This window comes from Pelagirhabdus alkalitolerans (genome assembly GCF_900096905.1).
Classification (GTDB): domain Bacteria; phylum Bacillota; class Bacilli; order Bacillales; family Amphibacillaceae; genus Pelagirhabdus; species Pelagirhabdus alkalitolerans.
Genome location: NZ_FMYI01000001.1, coordinates 48,780 through 69,615, shown reverse-complemented (window position 1 = coordinate 69,615; position 20,836 = coordinate 48,780). Strand labels below are relative to the sequence as shown.

The following is a 20,836-nucleotide window of genomic DNA, read 5'->3' as shown; positions in this document are numbered from 1 at the left end:
ATACTAAACGTATGCTATAATGTCATTTGTGCATTTATATGATCGAGCAAAACTTACATAAAGGGGTATATATATGGAAGAAACGATATCACTGCAAGAAATTGTCGCCATCATACGCAAGCGCCTGGGTCTGATTATTTTACTAACGATAGGTGCTGCGTTAATAAGTGGCGTCGTTACAACTTTTTTCATGACGCCAATTTATGAATCAAGTACACAATTTCTAGTCAATCAGAACCAAGCGCCGAATGAGACAGAAGTGTCTGGTGTTGAATTGAATGATTTACGAACAAATGTTGAATTAATTAATACGTACAATGTGATTATACAAAGTGACCGAATCTTGTCAGAAGTTCAAGAGGAATTAGGTTTGAACATTTCTACAACCGCCTTAAGCAATAAACTAACGGTCGATAACGAAAACGATTCTCAAGTCGTTACAGTGAGTGCGACAGACCCAGACCCTGAAATGGCGGTTCAAATTGTTAATACAACAGTGGGTGTGTTTCAAGACCAAATCGGTGACCTAATGAATGTAGACAATGTTAATGTTTTAAATGAAGCACAAGTACCATTAAATCCATCACCCATTAGCCCCAACACAATGCTTAACATTGCTATTGCAGGTGTACTCGGTTTAATGGTCGGTGTCGGTCTAGCTTTCCTACTAGACTTCTTAGATACAACGGTTAAAACAGAGGAAGATGTGGAGAAAGACCTCGGCTTACCAGTCATCGGTATTGTGAGTCATATTAGTGACCGAGACATTGCCACTCCATCGCCTCAATCAGTACGTCCTGTAAGAGAGAGGAGACAAATGAATGGCCAAGCGAAAAAAACAAGTTAATCAGACGATGCGACACTTAATTACATCTTTAAATCCACGCTCTCCAATCTCAGAGCAATACCGGACGATTCGAACGAACTTACAATTTGCAGCAGTTGATGAGGATCTTTCAACCATGCTTGTCACTTCAGCGGGACCGTCTGAAGGGAAATCTTCCACGGTTGCGAACTTAGCGATTGTCTTTTCTCAACAAGAGAAGAATGTATTACTCGTCGATGCCGATTTACGTAAACCAACGGTGCATTACACATTCCGTGCAGATAACCGTAGAGGATTGAGTAGCGTATTAGTTGGTGAGCTATCCTTAGCGGAGGCTTTTACAAAATCAGAACATGATGGTCTTGATATATTGCCATCTGGTCCCATCCCACCGAACCCATCAGAATTATTAGGTTCCAAAGCGATGACCAAACTGATTGAAGAAGCAAAACGTTACTACGATTTCATTATCTTTGATACACCACCTGTTTTAGCTGTAACAGACGCGCAAATTCTTGCAAATCAAGTTGATGGCTCATTATTAGTGGTAAGAAGTAAACAAACAGATCAAGAAGCGGCGTTAAAAGCGAAAGAATTGTTAGAGCCTGCTCAATCTAAGTTGCTCGGTTCCGTTTTAAACGATGTCGAGTTGACTAAAAATCAATATTACTATTATGGAGAATAAGACTTGCTAACTGGCGAGTCTTTCTTTATAATGAAAGGTAACAAAAAAAGTGAATAATGAAGCCTTCAAGGGGAGCTGATGTTGTCAGCTGAGAGTAAACACGAGATGTTTAGACTCTATGAACCTGTTAGTTAATACTAGCGTAGGGATGGTGGCTTTTTTGATGGCGTTTAAAAGTAATACTAAAGGCGGGTCCTCCATCAGGAAGCACCCCCATATGTATTGCTTTTTTTGTTGATTAAAAACCATTAGGGGGACAATCATGCAATCAAAACGCACATTATTTTTAATTGAAGTGGCAATTTTCACAGCTTTCGCACTTGTTTTAGACTTACTACCATTTTTATCATTTAGAATTTGGGCACAAGGTGGGTCTGTATCATTCGCGATGATTCCCATTTTCATCGTCGCATTCCGTTGGGGACTAAAAGGCGGTCTTCTATCCGGCTTTCTTTACGGGACACTACAGATCGCAACCGGTACAGCCTGGATTATGCATCCGATCCAAGGAGCGCTTGACTATCCAATCGCCTTTACCGTATTAGGAGTGGCTGGATTATTTGCACCAGTTGTACAAAGAGCTCTAAAAGATAACAATCATAAACTATTTGCTGGTTATTTAGCGCTTGGTGTTTTAGCAGGAATCAGTCTTCGTTTTGTATCACACTATTTAGCAGGCGTTGTCTTCTTTGAATCACTAATTGATGGGATGAATATATGGGTGTATTCGCTCGTTTATAACGGTTCATACTTATTACCAGCCTATCTAATCAATATTATAGTGATTGGCTATTTATTTATTAAACGACCTAAGCTCATGTTAGGTGAATCAAAAGATAAACAACAAGCAGCATAATAATTAACTAAAGCGGACCCGTTAACCGAACTCGACGATTGTTGAGTTCGGTTTTTTCTTATTGGTCTTAGAAATCCCCTGTCTGTTCCGGGGTTTCTAAGATCATAAGAATGACGTAGTGATATTTTTCAAGGAGATATCTATATATTGAATCAGATCTATAGCTGAATCAATTAAAATAACTGGGTTGAATAGAAAAATTATACATGATAGAATACCAAAGGTGCTTTTTGTATTTATAAAAACAAGGTACAAATGCATAGCTAGTAGTAAAAAAATTCAATACATTTAAGGAGATATGCACATGTTATATGAACTTTCAAGCACGTTTTTTGTAGAAGCTATACATATTATGAATCTAGTTGTATCGATTAGTTTAGCTATTATTCTAGGAATCGGGATTGCCTTTGTGTACAAATATACACATCGAGGTATGAACTATGAGCGCTCTTTTTTAACAACATTAGTACTAATTTCGCCAATTGTAACGATGGTTATGTACTTTATTCAAGGTGATCTTGTTATATCGCTAGGTCTAGTCGGATCGCTGTCAATTGTTCGTTTCCGTACACCGATCAAAGATACGCGCGATATGGTCTTCTTGTTCTGGACAATTGCTGTTGGGTTAGGTGCAGGTACCTATAATTGGACAGTAACTATTGTGGCGAGTATTATTGTCGCAATTGTTGTAACGTTTTTATTTATGGTGAAATATGGAACGCCTCTTCATGCAGAGTTTGTTCTCGTCGTTACGGGTCAATTGGATGGTCATTCTAAGGATCTAGAAGATATTATTAAACGTTATGCAACAAATGCACAAGTACGATCACATGATGTACATGATGAGCATTGGGAAATTATTTTTGAACTAAAATTCTTAAAAAACCAAGACAATCCGTCCCAGGATCTGTTAAATGAAATTAAACAGATTAATGGTGTTGAGAAAGTATCTTTACTTGCACCTCAGCTTGCTCTACCGATGTAATTTAACGCAAATAAGTTAGGAGCTTTTAGTATGAGAACGGTTAAACGTTTTGAATATAAATATTTAATCAGTAGGCAGCAATATCACCAAATAAAGAATGCAGCATTAATTTATATGGATATGGATAAGTTTACATTGAGATCAGAAGATCAAAAGTACCTTGTGAAAAGCTTGTATTTTGATACGAATGACTATGAAGCTTATACAGATAAGTGCTATGGCAACTATAGTCGAATTAAATTACGCATTCGCTCTTATCACGAAAACTTTAGTAACGATACACCAATTAGTGTTGAATTGAAAACACGAAAAGGGTTAAATATGACAAAATATAGTGTGTTTGTTAAAGGTCGAGATTATTTAGAGTATATTCGTACAGGCCATTGGCCAAATCATAATAATGAGGTTTTAACTGAGTTTGAGAGATTGGCGCATTTAAAAGCGTTGCGGCCTAAAACATTGGTTCGTTATAAAAGGGAAGGGCTTCAGCCAAAAGATCGTGAAGACTTCCGTTTAACGTTTGACCATACAGTTGAAAGTGCTAGTGCTGATAGGCTTTTTCCAGAAAAGCCTCTATATAAAGGTCATGATCATCACAAAGGGATTATTTTAGAAATAAAAACACTAGATATCATTCCGCCGTGGTTACAACGAATCATTCAACAATATGGCTTAAAAGCTATGTCAAACAGTAAGTACGGTCAAAGCATTGAATTAACGAGAAAAGATGTTGTCATGCCAATGTCGGATCATATGTTAAGTTCATTTTATACGATGAAGGGGAGGCAATAAATTATGAAAAGAATTGTCATCATTTTCACAGGCCTCCTCATTTTTTCCATCGCATTTACGATGATTTATTCCTATTCTTATCAAATGTCTCAAGCTGTTCAGTTTGAGGATGAGAATTTGGAGGAAGTCATACGAGATGAATTAAGTGTACCCGAAGATGATTTAACAGTAGGGATGTTAAGCAATGTAACATCATTGGAAGCTAAGGGTGCAGATATTACATCACTCAGAGGAATCGAACACTTAACTGAATTAGAAACATTAGATCTTGAAGATAATTTTGTTGAAGATGTTAGACCATTGCAAAACTTATCCGAATTAGAAATTCTTAATCTGAGAAATAATGAGATCACCTCACTTGAAGCGATTCATTTTGATAGCTTAAGAGGTCTTGAAAATTTAAAAGAGCTGAGCTTACGTCATAATGTGAAGCGACCGGATCCTGACGACGGCAGCTATCAGTATCGAATTGAAGATATTTCAATCCTTGCAGGTTTTACCTCGCTTGAAAAGTTAAGTTTGAGAGATAACCATATTCAAGATGCGACGCCATTGAATACGTTAATAAATCTAGAAGAATTAGATTTAAGTCAAAATCCTCTTAAAAACGGAGACGTTCAATTTTTGGAGAACTTCGAAAACTTATCGCATTTAAATCTTAGAGAATCAAATATTCAAGACATTCAGTTTTTGGAAGATTTAGATGAATTAACTTACCTAAATCTTCATTCCAATGAAAAAATTTATAATTTCACCCCTATTCAAGATCTGGTTGGATTGGAAACGCTCATCATTCCTAACGTACCGATAGGCGAGCATATAGAAGTATTAGAGAACCTTACTAATTTAACTCGGTTAAATGTACGAAATACTGGTATAGAAGATGTTTCTGTTATAGGTCATCTTATGGAAAATGGTGCCCTACAAGATCAGCCAAGTCTTGAGGTCGAAGCAATTATTGATTTAACAGAAAACCCTATTTCTGTTGAAAAAGAAGGACAAGCATCAGGTTATGCCCCGATCAGAGATTATTGGGATAATATATCAGTTAGAGAGCCAGAAAACCTATTATCGCCCAAAGATCAAGAGTTATATATCAATGAATATATGGCATCTAATGGTGAGACGATTTCTGATGATGAGGGCAATTATCATGATTGGATAGAATTGTATAATCCAACTGATGAATCAATTGAGTTATCAGGGTACTATTTATCAGATGATGAAACAAACCCAACACGTTGGGAGATTCCAGAGGATGTTGTGATTGAAGCGGATGACTACATCGTCATATGGGCATCTGGAGAGGATCGATTAGATAATAATGGCATGCATCACACGAACTTCTCAATTAGTCGTCAAGGTGAACCGATTATATTAATGGGACCAGACGGTGAAACAACGATCGACTTCATCGCTCAAAGAGAAGTACCTCGGGATAGATCGTTTGGTCGGATGCCGGATGGTGACGATCAGCTAACGTACTTTAATTCACCGACGCCTGGTGATGAAAATGATGATGATGGATTTGATGAGGTGTTATCAACACCACGATTTTCTCATCAAGGTGGATTTTATGAACAAAGCTTTGACTTAGAAATTGAATCTGATGAAGGTACAGAGATTTATTATACTCTAGATGGTTCTGAACCGACAGAGGATTCAAAGTTGTATGATGGTGTTTTAAGTATTGAAGAAACATTAAGTGAAGAATTGCCTAAAGTTCAAACCGTTCGTGCTGTAACTAGGGGTGATTCTGGTGAGTTGAGCGAAATTGCCACACATTCATATTTCGTAGGAAGAGATGTTCACAATCGCTTCAACTTTCCTGTGATCTCATTAAATACAGACTCAGACAACTTATTTGATGAAGAGATAGGGATTTATGCTGAAGGTAATTATGAAAATAGAGGAAGAGAATGGGAGCATCCAATGGCTTTTGAACTTTATGAGCCTAATGGCGTTCTTGGAATTAGTCAAAACCTCGGTGTTCGAATACACGGTGGAATTACTAGAAACCGTGATCAAAAATCTTTAAGGTTTTACGCTAGAGGCTCTTACGATGAAGATGATTGGATGCACTATGAATTTTTCCCTTCACTGCAAGCTTATGGGGATAGCGATGAAGAGATAGATGCGTTCAAACGCATTCTCTTAAGAAATTCTGGAAATGATCACAATGATTTAAGTTTTAGAGATGCATTTATGCAAAGTTTAGTCGAGGACATAGGTAATTTTGCTCCACAGGCATCTAGACCTGCGATTGCTTTTATAAATGGGGAATATTGGGGTATTTACAATATTCGAGAAAGGCAAGATGAGTATTACCTTGAGTCTCACTATGATGGAGTGAACCCAGATAATGTGACAATTTTGGAAGAGGGATCTGCTGATTTTGATAAAGGGAATCCAGATGGACAAGCTCACTATCACGATATGATTGAATATATTGAACAAAATGGTTTAGAAGAAGATGAACATTATCAATATATTCAAACATTAATGGATGTAGACAATTATATGGATTACATTATTTCACAGGTTTACCTTGCAAACTCGGATTGGCCTCACAATAATATTAGGTTTTGGCGCTACTTAACAGATGAATATGATCCAGATGCTGTTGAAGGTCGAGATGGCAGATGGCGTTGGTTGTTGTACGATACGGACCATGGATTCGAAATGTACACGTCAGATGATAGACGAGATAATACAAGAGGGGTCGTACATGATACAGTTGAATGGATCTTACACCCAGAGGAGTCAACATTTTTGATTCGTCATTTGCTAGAAAATGACGAATTTAATGAAGAATTTAAATCGCGCTTTATCGATTACTTAAATATTCATTTTAATACTGACAGAGTGCTTCATCAGATTCAACAATTTGAAGCGTTATATGAAGATGAAATGGGGCTCCATTTAAAGAGATGGGATATCAATCACCATGATGTTGATGAATGGTATGAGAGTATTGATACGCTTCGATACTTTGCTGAAGAACGCCCTTCGATCGTTAGATCTTATTTGGACGATCATTTCGGTTTAGGTGAGTCATTTGAACTGAATATAGAGCATGAACAGAGACACAAAGGTACTGTTTTAGTAAACGGACAAGATCCTTTCATGTACGAAGACGTTGATTATGATTGGATTTGGCAAGGTATATATTATGAGTCGACGCCTATTCATATCGAACCTCAAGCGGAAGAGGGATATGAGTTTATAGGTTGGGAAAATGATGAATATGATAAAGACGAAGAGATTGTTGTAAGTAGTGATACATTGCTTCAACCCATTTTTGAAGAAATAGACACCACTTATTATGTTTCAGAAGCAGAAGGTGTAAGAAATGCAAGGATCTTAAATTACATTTTATCTTATACACTTGCCTTGTTATTAGGCGCTTTATCTGTTTGGACACTAGCTTATTTTGCACCTAAGCATAGACAGTCACTAATTAAAGCCGTTGTAATCCTCTTGTTTTTAGTCAGTATAGGAGTATCAATTCCTATTTTGGTAGAATTCACTAATGTTGGTTTTGCTCTTTTAACAGATGCATTCTCAATCGGAATATTTATGATTGTTTTTTCATTAGGTGGTCTTTTAGGACTATTACTTCCGAAAAACACAAAAGAAATACGCGTTTTTAATGCATAAGAAACACCTACGATTATGGGTGCTTTGTGAAATGACGCTACTGAAGAATAAGAGCCGATTTATTTAAAAGATCAATTGGACCCGTTAACCGAACTTGACGTTTGTTGAGTTCGGTTTTTGTATGTACTGACACATTCATTACCACATGATCGACTATGATAAACCATGAGTAATAATAGAATAATCCTTTAACGCATATTTAACATTTGTCTTTTTTTGTTGAATATATGACAATTCATTTTTTTAATGAAAAAGGAAATTGCAAAATAAAAAAACGCTTTCATTCAGTGATAGCATGAAAAAAGTACTATAAATACAAATATATGAGAATTGTCGAGATTAGTCGAATATGACTCAAGTCACGTTTTATGCTGTGAAATGCGTAAAATCAGGGTTTCAATCTTATCTGTACCCTGTTATAATTAATTTATTATGTAAAAATAATGTAAAGGTGAGTGTGCACAATGATAGATACACATTGTCATATTTTGCCCGGTCTAGATGATGGGGCAAAACATATTGAAGAAAGTGTTGCAATGGCTAAAGAAGCAATAAATCAAGGGATTCATACAATTGTAGCCACACCACATCATAAGAATGGCCGTTACGATAACCCAAAAGAGAAAGTCTTAAGTGCAGTTGAAAACTTAAATAGACAATTGCAAGATCGGAATCTTCCATTGACCATTTTACCAGGTCAAGAAATCCGCCTATATGGTGAACTCGTTAATGATATAGAGCACAATGACCTATTAACAATGAATCAGTCGGGACGCTATTTGTTCGTTGAGCTGCCGACCAATCACATTCCGCGCTTTACCAAGCAGTTACTGTTCGATATTCAGCTGCACGATCTTGTACCTGTTATTGTTCATCCAGAGCGGAATACAGAGTTTTTAGAACACCCAAATCGTCTCTATGAATTTGTCCGACAAGGTGTTTTAACACAAATAACGGCAAGTAGTTTAGTAGGGAAATTCGGAAAGAAAATGAAGAAGTTCTCACATGAACTGATTGAATCTAATCTAACCCATTTCATTGCCTCGGATGCACACGGTGTCACTTCACGAGGCTTTATGATGACTGAAGCAACAAAGGAAATTGAGAAAACATACGGCGTATCCACGCTTTACATGTTCACAGAAAATGCTCGACTCTTAGTAGAGGGAGAACCTGTATTTGTGAATGAACCGTTAAGAATCGAACGTAAGAAGTTTTTTGGATTATTTTAAGTGATAAGGAGAATACACAATGAAAAAAGTCAAAAAAGCAATTATCCCAGCTGCTGGACTTGGGACACGTTTCCTACCAGCTACAAAAGCACAACCGAAAGAAATGTTACCGATTGTCGATAAGCCAACCATTCAATATATTGTTGAAGAAGCAGTCGCATCGGGTATTGAAGATATTATCATCGTGACAGGAAAAGGTAAACGCGCAATCGAGGATCACTTCGATTTTGCACCAGAACTAGAAGCGAACTTAAAAGAGAAAAATAAACTTGATTTACTACATAAAGTGGAACAGTCGACGAACTTGGCTGATATTCACTATATCCGTCAAAAAGAACCTAAAGGATTAGGGCATGCCGTTTGGTGTGCGCGTAAATTCATTGGAGACGAACCATTTGCGGTACTACTTGGTGATGACATCGTTCAAAGTGATGTCCCGTGTTTAAAACAGCTGATTAATCAATACGAAGAAACCGAATCATCGGTGATTGGTGTACAACAAGTACCGGATGAGCAAACCCATCGTTACGGTATTGTCGATCCAAAATCAAAAAATGGCCAACGCTATCAAGTGAATAATTTTGTAGAAAAACCAGCTCAAGGCACAGCACCTTCTAACTTAGCGATTATGGGGCGTTATGTCTTCACGCCTGAAATTTTCCGTTTTCTGGATCGCCAAGAGATTGGGGCAGGTGGTGAGATTCAATTAACAGATGCAATCCAAATGTTAAATGAACTCCAAAAAGTTTATGCTTACGATTTCAATGGTGAACGTCATGATGTTGGTGAAAAGCTCGGATTTGTCAAAACAACGATCGAATTTGCCCTACAAAATGATGAGATCGGTGATGATGTGAAAGAGATGCTGATCCAGTTAACCGAACAGTTTAAAGTCAATCAATAGTTCATTTATTGTGTGGTGTGGCCTCGCTACATCACACACTTGTGTGATCAATTAATTAAAGGAGTCAACATTATGAATTACAGAAATCGAATGGTCTCACTCGTTCTCCTTGATTCAGTTATAGTCATGGCAGCGATTGTAGTTGCCTCATGGGTCGTGTATCCAGTTATGGGTGTTTGGTCAAATACAACGGTGTTAGTCAGTGCGATCGCATTACTTATCTTTCATCACTTATATGCTGTTGGCTTCAAGCTCTATCATAAAGTCTGGTCTTATGCCAGTGTGAATGAACTAAAAGCCATCGTCTATTCCGTTACGCTAGCAGTTGTTTCAACTGGACTCATTCAATTTATTATTAATGACTTTTCTGTCTATAGACGTGCTTTAGTTGTCACATGGCTTCTTCATGTAACATTCCTCGGAGGATCTCGTTTTGCTTGGCGTATGTTTAGAGACCGTTATATTAACAAAGGTAAAGATTTAAAACGAACATTAATCGTAGGTGCCGGTGATGCCGGAGCGATGATTGCGCGTCAGTTAACGAATGGAACGTCAGAATCAGATTTACACCCCGTTGCTTTTGTTGATGATGATGCGTTTAAACAACGTATGCAAATATTTGATATACCGGTTTTAGGAACAACACAGCACATCGGGGCCGTTGTTGAAAACAAACAAATCGAACACATTATCATTGCGATTCCATCACTTCGAAATGGCCAATTAACAGACATTATTGCCCGGTGTAATGAAACAGAGGCTAAACTGCAAATTTTGCCGAAAATTGAAGATATCGCAACGGGTAAAGTATCGGTTAAAGCACTGAGAAATGTCGATGTTGAAGACGTCCTCGGTCGTGAACCCGTTCAGCTTGATATTGACGCTATTTCAAAATACGTCGAAAACAACACGGTGATGGTGACAGGTGCAGGGGGTTCGATCGGATCTGAAATTTGTCGTCAGCTCATGCAATTTAAACCAAGTCGGATTTTACTAGTCGGTCATGGTGAATTCAGCATTTATTCCATTGATATGGAATTACGACAAGTATTTGCAGATCAAGAAACTGAAATTATTCCGATTATAGGGGACGTCCAAGATCGCGAACGGATTTTTGACATAGTTAATCAATATAATCCATGTATTATTTATCATGCAGCTGCGCATAAACACGTACCACTCATGGAACACAACCCTCATGAAGCGATTAAAAATAACGTCATGGGTACACGCAATGTAGCAGAAGCAGCGGATACATTCGGTACTGAAACGTTCGTACTCGTATCAACTGACAAAGCAGTCAATCCTGCGAATGTAATGGGAGCAACGAAACGGTTAGCAGAAATGGTTGTCCAAGACTTAGCGGCGAAAAGCTCAACCAAGTTTGTCGCTGTCCGTTTTGGTAACGTCTTAGGTAGTCGTGGTTCTGTTATCCCACTCTTTAAAAAACAAATTGCAAAAGGTGGCCCCGTTACCGTTACCCACCCAGATATGACACGCTATTTCATGACTATTCCTGAAGCGTCACGTCTTGTGATTCAAGCAGGGACACTAGCTAAGGGTGGCGAGATTTTTGTTTTGGACATGGGTGAACCTGTTAAAATTGTCGACTTGGCGAAAAACTTAATTAAATTATCAGGCTACACGACCGATGATATTCCGATTGAGTTCGCCGGCATACGCCCAGGCGAGAAAATGTATGAAGAGCTATTAGGTGATGATGAAGTATTGCCGGGTGAAGTCTATAGCAAAATTTACGTAGGTCGGACTAAAAAAGTCGATGCACAATCGGTGTTTGACTTAATTGAGGTCCATGATGATTTAACAAATGAAACATTAAAAGAACGTTTGATGTCGATTGTTTATCATGAATCTGATGTAACATCTAATATTTCATAACTACCGTCACTTTAAAGGAGACATACTTGATTATGTATACAAAAGTAAAGCGAGTGATTGATTTTTTGATGTCACTGATCGGCATTGTCATCTTATCACCAGTTTTTATCTTATTATTTATTCTAATTAAACTAGATTCAAAGGGACCCATCTTTTTCAAGCAAAAACGTGTTGGGTTAAATAAAACTTATTTTAATATATTGAAATTCCGAACAATGCGAATCGACACACCTAAAGATACACCAACGCATTTGCTGAGCAATCCAGATCAATATATTACACGAATGGGAAAGTTTTTACGTAAAACAAGTTTAGATGAGCTCCCCCAAATCTTCAATATTTTAGTTGGGCAAATGGCAATTGTTGGTCCAAGACCAGCCCTGTGGAACCAATATGACTTAATTGAAGAACGCGATCGTTATCATGTTCATAACGTGTTACCAGGTTTAACAGGATGGGCTCAAATAAATGGTCGAGATGAATTACCCATAGATGTGAAAGCAGCACTAGACGGTGATTACATCAAGCATTATGGAGCAAGAATGGATCTGCGTTGCTTCTTTGGTACATTCCTATCGGTCCTTAGAAGTGATGGTGTCGTTGAAGGTGGAACAGGCAGCCATGAGACCACCTATCAGGACAAAAAGGAGTACACTCAACCATGAAAAGAATTCTAATCACAGGCGAAAATAGTTACATTGGGAATAAGTTTGAAGAGTGGTTAGAACCTTATGGTGATGCTTATCAAGTAGATACGATTAGCGTCAGAGGTGAGGACTGGAAATCAGTTGACTTTTCAACATATGATGTGGTGTTTCATGTAGCTGGGATTGCGCATGTGTCAACAGATCCTAAAATGGAAGAGCTATACTACCAAGTGAATCGAGACCTGACAATAGATGTCGCTAAAAAAGCGAAAAAAGAAGGCGTCGCCCAATTCATTTTTATGAGTAGTATTATTGTCTATGGTGATGGTTCATCAGATTTAGATGTGATTACAAGAGATACTGAACCCAATCCAAGCAACTTTTATGGTGAAAGTAAGCTACAAGCTGAACGAGGTATAGAGCCGCTTAGTGATGATCAATTTAAGGTTGCGATTATTCGCCCACCGATGATTTATGGAAAAGGATCCAAAGGAAATTATCCTAAATTATCTAAATTAGCCCGGTTAACACCGGTTTTTCCTAATATAGAGAACCAAAGAAGCATGCTACATGTGGATAACCTAACGGAATTTTTACGATTAGTCATTGATAAGCAAGATAACGGATTATTTTTCCCGCAAAATAAAGAGTATGTCAAAACAAGTGAGTTAGTTAAACAAATCTCAAAAGTACATGGAAAGAAAGTGTGGTTAACAAGATTGTTTAACCCTCTAATCTATCTATTTATAAATCGTGTGAATACAGTAAACAAAGTGTTTGGGAATTTAGTATATGATAAACATTTAAGTCAGTATAAAGGGTCTTATAACATGGTGGATTTATACAGATCGCTTGAAAGAACAGAGAGTAGGCAGAAGTATGGGGAAGACGATACTAATATTAGTAAACCATGATATAGTTATATACAACTTTAGAAAAGAAATTGTAGAAGAGCTTATTCAACAAGGTCATAATGTAATTATTTCCTCGCCTTATGGGGAGCGAATTGATGATTTAATAGCAATGGGTAGTGACTATGTTGAAACTGACATGAGGAGGCATAGTACCAATATTTTTGGTGAGTTAAAACTTATTCGTGAATATAAACGGATGATGAAATCAATTCAACCAGATGTTGTCTTAACATTCACTATTAAACCGAATATTTATGGTGGAATTGCCGCACAATCACAAGGTATCCCATATATAGCTAATATTACAGGATTGGGTACGGCAGTAGAAAATGGTGGAGTGATGCAAAGGATTACCACACTACTTTATCGTTATGCATTTCGAAATGTAAACACGGTATTTTTTCAAAATGAAGAAAATAAACAGTTCTTTGTCGATCGAAATATTGCGATTAAAAAGCATCATGTTCTACCAGGTTCTGGTGTTAATTTAGAACATTTCAAGCCACTTCCTTATCCTGACGGAGAAACAGTAGAATTTGCCTTTATCTCAAGAATTATGAAACAAAAAGGGATTGATCAATATTTAGAAGCAGCTAAGGTAATTAAGAAAAAGTACCCAAACACAATTTTTCACGTATGTGGTTTTTGTGAAGAAGAATATGAAGGTGAATTAAATCAGTTACATCAAGATGGTATTATACATTATCATGGTATGATTCGTGATATACGAGAGGTTTTGAAAAGTGTCCATTGTACAGTGCACCCTACATATTACCCTGAAGGCCTTTCAAATGTTTTGCTGGAGAGTGCAGCTTGTGCTAGACCCATCATAACGACTGATCGAAGTGGATGTCGAGAAGCAGTTGAAGACGGTATAAATGGTTATTTGGTTAAACCCAAAGACACCACTAGCCTAATAGAAAAAATCGAGCAATTTCTCTGTGCGGTATCAAGTGAGAAAAAAAGTATGGGGAATAGTGGAAGAGAAAAAGTAAGTAGAGAATTTGATAGGAAAATTGTGGTTGAACAGTATCTAAAAAGAATAAATTAATTTTTTAATTAATCGTTCATGTCGAAGGAGGTAAATTGGATGCGATTATTGTACGCACATGATCATAAATTTTATAAATTCAAACAAGAATATTTTAGTAATGGTAGTTTTTCTACCGAAGCTTTAAAGAGGTACACAGAGATTTTTGATGAAGTTAACTTTGTATCCAGGCAAATTGACATTGATTGCAGACCAAAAGACATGACCAATGCGACCGCTGAAAGAGTTAAATTTATTAGAGTTCCAGATTATAAGTCAGTAAAAAAATATTATAAAATCATAAGAGCTAATAAATTAATAGAGGAAGAAGTGAAAAAGGCGGACTATGTTATTGCTAGGAATAGTAGTATAGGATTATTATCAGTGAAGTTTGCTAAAAAACATAATATACCTTACTTAATTGAAGTAGTAGCATGCCCTTGGGATGGGTTGTGGAATCATAGTTTGAAAGGTAAGGTAATTGCACCATTGGAATACTTTAAGTTAAAGCGATATGTAAAGGTAGCGAGTCATACTATTTATGTTACAAATCAATTTTTACAAAAACGATATCCAACACAAGGTAAGAATATAAGCTGTTCAAATGTATCACTAACTAAATTTGATAAAGAAGTTATCGAAAAAAGAGAACGAAAAATTAAAAATAAGAATCAAAATGAAAAAACAATCATTGGAACCACAGCTGCTGTAGATGTTAAGTTTAAAGGTCAGCAATACATGATAAAAGCATTAAGTGAATTGAAAAAGCAAGGAAAAAGCAATTATGAATACCATTTGGTTGGGAAGGGTGACCAATCATATTTGAGAAAAATTGCAGAGAAATATAATGTAGTAAATCAAGTTAAATTTTGGGGAGCGATGCCTCATGATGAAGTATTTAATTGGTTAGATACAATTGATTTATATGCTCAACCAAGTAAGCAAGAGGGACTTCCAAGAGCATTAATAGAAGCAATGAGTCGTGCAGTACCTTCAATTGGAGCGGAAACAGCAGGGATACCTGAATTATTAGAAAAAGACATGATATTCGAAAATAAATTTAATAACTCAAGTGAAATTGTAGAAATTATAAAAAGTTTGGATAAAAAGAAGCAACTGGAGCAAGCGGATAAAAATTTCAATGAAGCAAAAAAATATAGAAAAGAAATAATTGAGTCAAGACGAAATGAATTTTTAAAACAGTTTGTAATTGATAACAGTTAATTGTATCAGAAAATCTGTCTATTGATTTTATTTAAGAACTACTAAATTTTAAAATATAGAAAATCTTTAGGTTGTACAATTGGTAGATTAATATATGTGAATTACTTAGGTAATTTATTAATAATAGAATAATTATAATTTTCTTATTAATGCAAGTTTCTAACTTCAGAAATTTAATGTATTTAATTATTGTTTTATTTATAAAGGATTAGCAGGTGAATATATGAATAAAATTAAGTGGATAACAATATGTTTATTAGTTTATTCAGCTATTTTGTTAGATCTAGATAATTTAGCTTTTTATACACCAATTGGTAGAATTGTAATATTTGATGTATTTATTATAATTTTCATTCTAATAAATATGTTGAAACTTAAATATATACGAGATAACCGACTATTAAACATATTTTTTTTAGTGATGCTTTTTTTAATATTTTATCAAGCAATTTCAGGTTTTTATCTACTTCAAACTATTGATGAAGTATCTTATTCAAATACGGCTTCCGTGATATTTAAGTATTTGATGTATTTAATCGCTATGTTTTTTATGACAAATCATATTATAGCTAACAAATTAATTAATCAGTATAAAAATATTTGGTTTTATTCAAGCGTGGTTGTAAGTATTGTAGGGTTATTTCAGATCCTAGCTATCAATGACATACCTATCTTTAGAGATCTATTCTTATGGGGGAATATTAGAGGTGGTGGTCATCGTATAGCGGCTACATTTAGATGGCAAGGGGTATTTATATTTTATTTAAGTATAATTATCCCATTAATGATTGGTACTATGTTAGACAATGAAAAAGTAATTTTCAAAAAAAAATATTTAAATCTTCTAATAATGATTTTATTACTAATTTCAGGGTTCTACTCCGGTTCAAGAAGCTTTTTATTAATTATCGCATCTTCGTTATTATTAGTTGTTTTAAATCCATTGGTTAAAAATGGAATTCGTTTATCTATCTCAAAAATATTTTTTTTACTGTTGTCTATAATTCCAGTATATTATATCATTAACAGTTTTGTTTTAAGTTCTCTAGCAGTTAGAAGAGTCTTGGGTTTAGAAGGAGCTGTTGGTGTCACCTCCGGAGTTTCTCCGCGAGAAAGGATTATTCGATCTGGGATGGAAGCATTTGAAACATCACCATTTCTAGGTGTTGGTTCAGGTAATTTTAATGAGATTGTTGGTGATGCATCTCATAATTCATATTTAGAAATATTAGTAGAGAATGGAATTTTTGGAATAATGATTTTTACCATTATTTTCGTATTATTGATTTATATTTGTATAGTTAATGTAATGAAAGCATTTAAAGAAAGAAAAACACACGCACTATCAGTATCACTTATTATTTTGAATATATTGATATATCAATTAACTGCTGCAGCCATACAGTATAGAATTCTTTGGGTGATTCTTCCACTTATTTTTGCTAATTATTATAAATATAGTAACTATGAAACACCAAAAATATAAATTAGGTTCCTTTGATATATCACTATAAAAACATAATTGGAGATATGACAAACTACTCAGGGTTATAATGATGGAAAAAAGTTGAAAATTTTAATCTGTACTGTACTTAGATGATGTATTATTTATAAAATGTAAGAAAATAATTTTTATAATAATTCACTAGGCATCAGAAATATAAGTGCTTTTTAATTAACTTGTTTAATTTTAAAGCATCTTTAAATGACAAACTAAAGTAGACAATATTTGCTCAATAAAAATGAACACTTTTAAACCAAAAATAACGCTCCGTAGTATGACAGATTTAAGATATAATGAGGTGAAAATTCGTGAATGCAATCAAAATACCTATCACTGTCCTTATGTCAGTGTACAATGGTGAGGGGCATCTTGAAGAGTCAATAAAAAGCATCTTAAATCAAACATTTAAAGATTTTTGTTTGTTAATTATAAATGATGCTTCGAGTGATCATAGCCTTGAGATCATTGAAAGTTTTAAAGATAATCGAATTAAATTAATAAATAATGAGTCCAATATTGGATTAACAAAGTCTTTAAATAAAGGGTTGAAACTTGTTGAAAGTAGATATATTGCAAGAATGGATTCTGATGATATAGCTCATAGGGATAGATTAAAAAAACAGTACGAATATATGGAAAATAATCAAAATGTAGATGTTTTAGGTGCACAAGTTTATCATTTTTTTAACAATAAAAGAAAAGGACATTTCAAATATAAAGAGTTAAGCACTAAAGAAATAAATGCTAGATTATTAGTTAGCAATCCCATTATGCATCCCACCGCTTTTATCAGATTGCAGTCATTACTGGATAATAACATAAAATATGATGAATCTTTAATCGCTTCACAAGATTATGGATTGTGGCTTGAAATAATTAATAAACAACTTATTATAAAAAATTTATCGAATGTTTTACTTTACTATAGAGTTAGTAACGAAAATATAACTAATAGTTTCAAAGAATCATCCTCCTTAAGGCATAAAGAAATATTTAATAAATGGCTATCCTCACTTGGTTTTTCATTGAGTGATCAGGAAATACTTAATTACACTAATGCTATTTATGCACCACGAGATAAGGAAGTCGATATGAAATTACTAAAAAAGACTTTATTTAAAATTTCTCAAACATTAAACATAAAACCCAGAATGGATCATAAACAATTAAAACGGAAATTGGGTTATGTATGGTTGAAAAATGTGATCTTTAAAAAAGATGTTAGAAGCGCATTAACGATCTGGGGACTATATGGAATAGTAGATATGATTATTTACCTTATTATGAAATTTGGCTTGTTTATAAAAAACTATAATGTAATATATCAATTTAGAGTTACAAGGTTTTAAAGTAAAGAGGTGAGTTGATTTGTTGGTTTCAATTATTACAGTTTATTATAATCGAGAAGATCATGTGATTGATTCGATTATGAGCTTATTAAGTCAAACATATGAATCTATAGAAGTTATTGCTATAGATGATGGTTCTACTGACAATACTTATGAGAATCTATTGTCAATCAAGGATCCAAGGTATTCAGTGATTAGTCATAAAAATATGGGATTTGTAAAATCAGTGATTAAAGGTGTGGCATTAGCGAAAGGTGACTATGTTGCAATACATGGCTCTGGAGATATCTCTTATCCAAGAAGAATAGAAAAACAGAAGGACGTATTAATGAATAACGATAAAATAGGTTTAGTCGGTTGTTATGTGAATAATTACAATTCTATAAAAGAACAATCTAATGTATTGAAACCAGTTATTCCTAAAGAATTAGATTTAACACAAGCAATAAGGCAAAGAAATTTTTTCACACATGGTGAGGTTATGTTTCGAAAAAGTGTATATAATCAAGTAGGAGGATATCGAGATTTTTTCAAATACTCCCAGGATAGAGACCTGTGGATGAGAATGAGTTTAGTCACAGATTTTCATATCATTCCGGAGGTTTTGTATAAAAGGTATATGCTTTCAGATGGGGTAAGTACGTCATCTGAAAAAATTGCAATGCAAAAAAACTTCAATGAAATTAGTAAACAATGTATAGATTTACGTGTGAAAGGTGAACCGGATTTGATAGATAAATACGGCATATATGCTCCGTTTTTTAGGAGAAAATCAAAAAGCGTTTCCCATGAACTCATGAAAATATCATTAAATGATTATGTTGAATATGATTTAGTTATGGCAAAAAACATTATAAATCTTAGTATGAATGAAAAACGCACTCTGATAAATTCGTTACTTAAATTTATGATAGTAATGTCTATTCGTAATAAGTTGTTTTATAAAACCACATCAAATATTATAAGATTTTTGAAACAAACTAAACGAAGCTTAAATAGCAATCGTGAGGAAGATTAAATGGTAGAGAAATCAAATACAGGTATAGACATCATATTAACTTTTGGAACAAAACTTATATTTTTAGGTGGAAGTTTTATAATTTCGGTTCTTTTGGCAAGATTATTAGGACCTGATGGAAAAGGGGTTGTCACAGCACTGTTTGTAGTTCCAAATGTAATGATAAGTCTCGCGGATTTGGGTGTAAGGCAAGCATCAGCTTATTTTATTGGTCGAAATATATACTCAGTACAAGACGTTCTGTCTTCTAGTTTAGTTTTGTGGATAATTACATCATTTATTTCCACTATTGTCGTATTATCATACTATTTAATGCCTTTCACTAGTGAGTATAATCATTGGCTTATACTAATTGGCTTGATGTATGTGCCAACAAAAATATTAGTTTTTTATTTTAATGGAATTATTCAAGGTCAACAAAAAATTGGCAATATAAATATTAAAGTATTACTTTCATTTATAACGAATTTATTGGGTGTATTGTTGCTAGTATGGATCTTAGACTTTGGGGTCTATGGAGCGGCAACAGTAACATTTCTTGTTGCTTTTTCAAGTCTTATATATTTCTTAACAGTGATTAGAAAAACAGCTCGTATTGAATTTAAGTATATCAAGCCAATACCTAAAGAAATGTTTAAAAAAGGAATTGCATTTGCGCTCGCATTATTTATTCTTCAGCTAAATTATAAGATAGATATTGTCATTTTAGAAAATATGGTTTCAGCATCTGAAGTTGGAATTTATTCAGTTGGAGCTCATTTAGCAGAGTTGATATGGCAATTACCAGCCGCTATATCAGTGGTGTTGTTTGCTCGAAGTGCAAATAGTAAAACTGACGGAGAAGCCTCTTTAAGGTCAGCTAGATTACTAAGGTTGTCACTAGTATCTTTACTATTTGTAGTAATGATATTCGGATTAGCTTCGAATTTTTTCGTAACGTTTATTTATGGAATCGAATATCAGCAATCAGCCCAAGTTATAAATTTATTATTGCCAGGAGTTCTGATGATTGTGATATCAAAGATATTACATCCATCATTAGCTGCAAGAGGGTATCCTCTCTATGGGTTAGCTGTATTTATCGCTCCATTGATGATAAATGTAGTTTTAAATTTAATATTAATACCACTTTATAGTGTGAATGGAGCAGCTATTGCTTCAACCATTAGTTATACAATTGGTGGTTTAACATATGGAATCGTATACGCTAAAAAAGAGCATATGAAACTGAGAGACTTATTAATTGTAAAGAAAGAGGATTTTATCTTAATCATAAATATACTTAAAAAAATGAAGTAAGGTTGTGAGTTT

17 protein-coding genes and 1 riboswitch are annotated in these 20,836 nt (G+C 34.7%); all 17 genes read left to right on the top strand.

The window, feature by feature from the left end; all coding sequences use genetic code 11:
• Nucleotides 1–73: 73 nt before the first annotated feature.
• Nucleotides 74–847, top strand: a complete 774-nt coding sequence (locus BLR62_RS00275; RefSeq protein ID WP_090791611.1) for a YveK family protein — start codon at nucleotides 74–76, stop codon at nucleotides 845–847.
• Nucleotides 822–1,511 (top strand): CpsD/CapB family tyrosine-protein kinase, encoded by a 690-nt coding sequence (locus BLR62_RS00270; protein ID WP_090791609.1) that lies wholly within the window; start codon nucleotides 822–824, stop codon nucleotides 1,509–1,511. Before BLR62_RS00275 ends, BLR62_RS00270 begins: the two co-directional genes overlap by 26 nt.
• Before the next feature lie 58 nt (nucleotides 1,512–1,569).
• Nucleotides 1,570–1,677: riboswitch (TPP riboswitch) on the top strand.
• A 96-nt stretch (nucleotides 1,678–1,773) separates the two neighbouring features.
• Nucleotides 1,774–2,367: an energy-coupled thiamine transporter ThiT gene (thiT, locus tag BLR62_RS00265; RefSeq protein ID WP_090791606.1), complete on the top strand. Its 594-nt coding sequence runs from the start codon at nucleotides 1,774–1,776 to the stop codon at nucleotides 2,365–2,367.
• A 304-nt stretch (nucleotides 2,368–2,671) separates the two neighbouring features.
• Nucleotides 2,672–3,352 carry a DUF4956 domain-containing protein gene (locus tag BLR62_RS00260; protein ID WP_090791603.1) on the top strand — a complete coding sequence of 227 codons (681 nt, stop codon included), beginning with the start codon at nucleotides 2,672–2,674 and terminating at the stop codon, nucleotides 3,350–3,352.
• A gap of 30 nt (nucleotides 3,353–3,382) precedes the next feature.
• Entirely contained in the window at nucleotides 3,383–4,144 is a 762-nt protein-coding gene (locus tag BLR62_RS00255) for a polyphosphate polymerase domain-containing protein (protein ID WP_090791601.1), read from the top strand.
• 3 nt (nucleotides 4,145–4,147) lie between these two features.
• On the top strand, nucleotides 4,148–7,804 hold the full coding sequence (locus tag BLR62_RS00250) for a CotH kinase family protein (RefSeq protein ID WP_090791598.1): 3,657 nt from the start codon (nucleotides 4,148–4,150) through the stop codon (nucleotides 7,802–7,804).
• 464 nt (nucleotides 7,805–8,268) lie between these two features.
• A complete protein-coding gene (locus tag BLR62_RS00245; RefSeq protein ID WP_090791595.1) occupies nucleotides 8,269–9,036 on the top strand; it encodes a tyrosine-protein phosphatase in 768 nt (255 codons plus the stop codon).
• A 19-nt stretch (nucleotides 9,037–9,055) separates the two neighbouring features.
• Entirely contained in the window at nucleotides 9,056–9,940 is an 885-nt protein-coding gene (gene galU / locus BLR62_RS00240) for a UTP--glucose-1-phosphate uridylyltransferase GalU (protein ID WP_090791593.1), read from the top strand.
• Nucleotides 9,941–10,012: 72 nt separating this feature from the next.
• The gene (locus BLR62_RS00235) at nucleotides 10,013–11,839 is read left to right on the top strand and encodes a polysaccharide biosynthesis protein (protein WP_090791590.1); all 1,827 of its coding nucleotides are present in this window, start codon (nucleotides 10,013–10,015) and stop codon (nucleotides 11,837–11,839) included.
• Nucleotides 11,840–11,871: 32 nt separating this feature from the next.
• Nucleotides 11,872–12,504, top strand: a complete 633-nt coding sequence (locus tag BLR62_RS00230; RefSeq protein WP_090791587.1) for a sugar transferase — start codon at nucleotides 11,872–11,874, stop codon at nucleotides 12,502–12,504.
• Nucleotides 12,501–13,400 (top strand): NAD-dependent epimerase/dehydratase family protein, encoded by a 900-nt coding sequence (locus BLR62_RS00225; RefSeq protein ID WP_090791584.1) that lies wholly within the window; start codon nucleotides 12,501–12,503, stop codon nucleotides 13,398–13,400. The genes BLR62_RS00230 and BLR62_RS00225 overlap by 4 nt, the downstream gene beginning before the upstream one ends.
• Nucleotides 13,366–14,451 carry a glycosyltransferase family 4 protein gene (locus BLR62_RS00220; protein ID WP_090791582.1) on the top strand — a complete coding sequence of 362 codons (1,086 nt, stop codon included), beginning with the start codon at nucleotides 13,366–13,368 and terminating at the stop codon, nucleotides 14,449–14,451. Before BLR62_RS00225 ends, BLR62_RS00220 begins: the two co-directional genes overlap by 35 nt.
• A 39-nt stretch (nucleotides 14,452–14,490) precedes the next feature.
• Nucleotides 14,491–15,654 (top strand): glycosyltransferase family 4 protein, encoded by a 1,164-nt coding sequence (locus tag BLR62_RS00215; protein ID WP_090791580.1) that lies wholly within the window; start codon nucleotides 14,491–14,493, stop codon nucleotides 15,652–15,654.
• Nucleotides 15,655–15,877: 223 nt separating this feature from the next.
• The gene (locus BLR62_RS00210) at nucleotides 15,878–17,140 is read left to right on the top strand and encodes an O-antigen ligase family protein (RefSeq protein WP_090791577.1); all 1,263 of its coding nucleotides are present in this window, start codon (nucleotides 15,878–15,880) and stop codon (nucleotides 17,138–17,140) included.
• Nucleotides 17,141–17,466: 326 nt separating this feature from the next.
• On the top strand, nucleotides 17,467–18,507 hold the full coding sequence (locus BLR62_RS00205; RefSeq protein WP_090791573.1) for a glycosyltransferase family 2 protein: 1,041 nt from the start codon (nucleotides 17,467–17,469) through the stop codon (nucleotides 18,505–18,507).
• Nucleotides 18,508–18,526: 19 nt separating this feature from the next.
• Entirely contained in the window at nucleotides 18,527–19,525 is a 999-nt protein-coding gene (locus tag BLR62_RS00200) for a glycosyltransferase (RefSeq protein ID WP_090791571.1), read from the top strand.
• On the top strand, nucleotides 19,526–20,824 hold the full coding sequence (locus BLR62_RS00195) for a flippase (RefSeq protein WP_090791568.1): 1,299 nt from the start codon (nucleotides 19,526–19,528) through the stop codon (nucleotides 20,822–20,824).
• Nucleotides 20,825–20,836 lie beyond the last annotated feature (12 nt).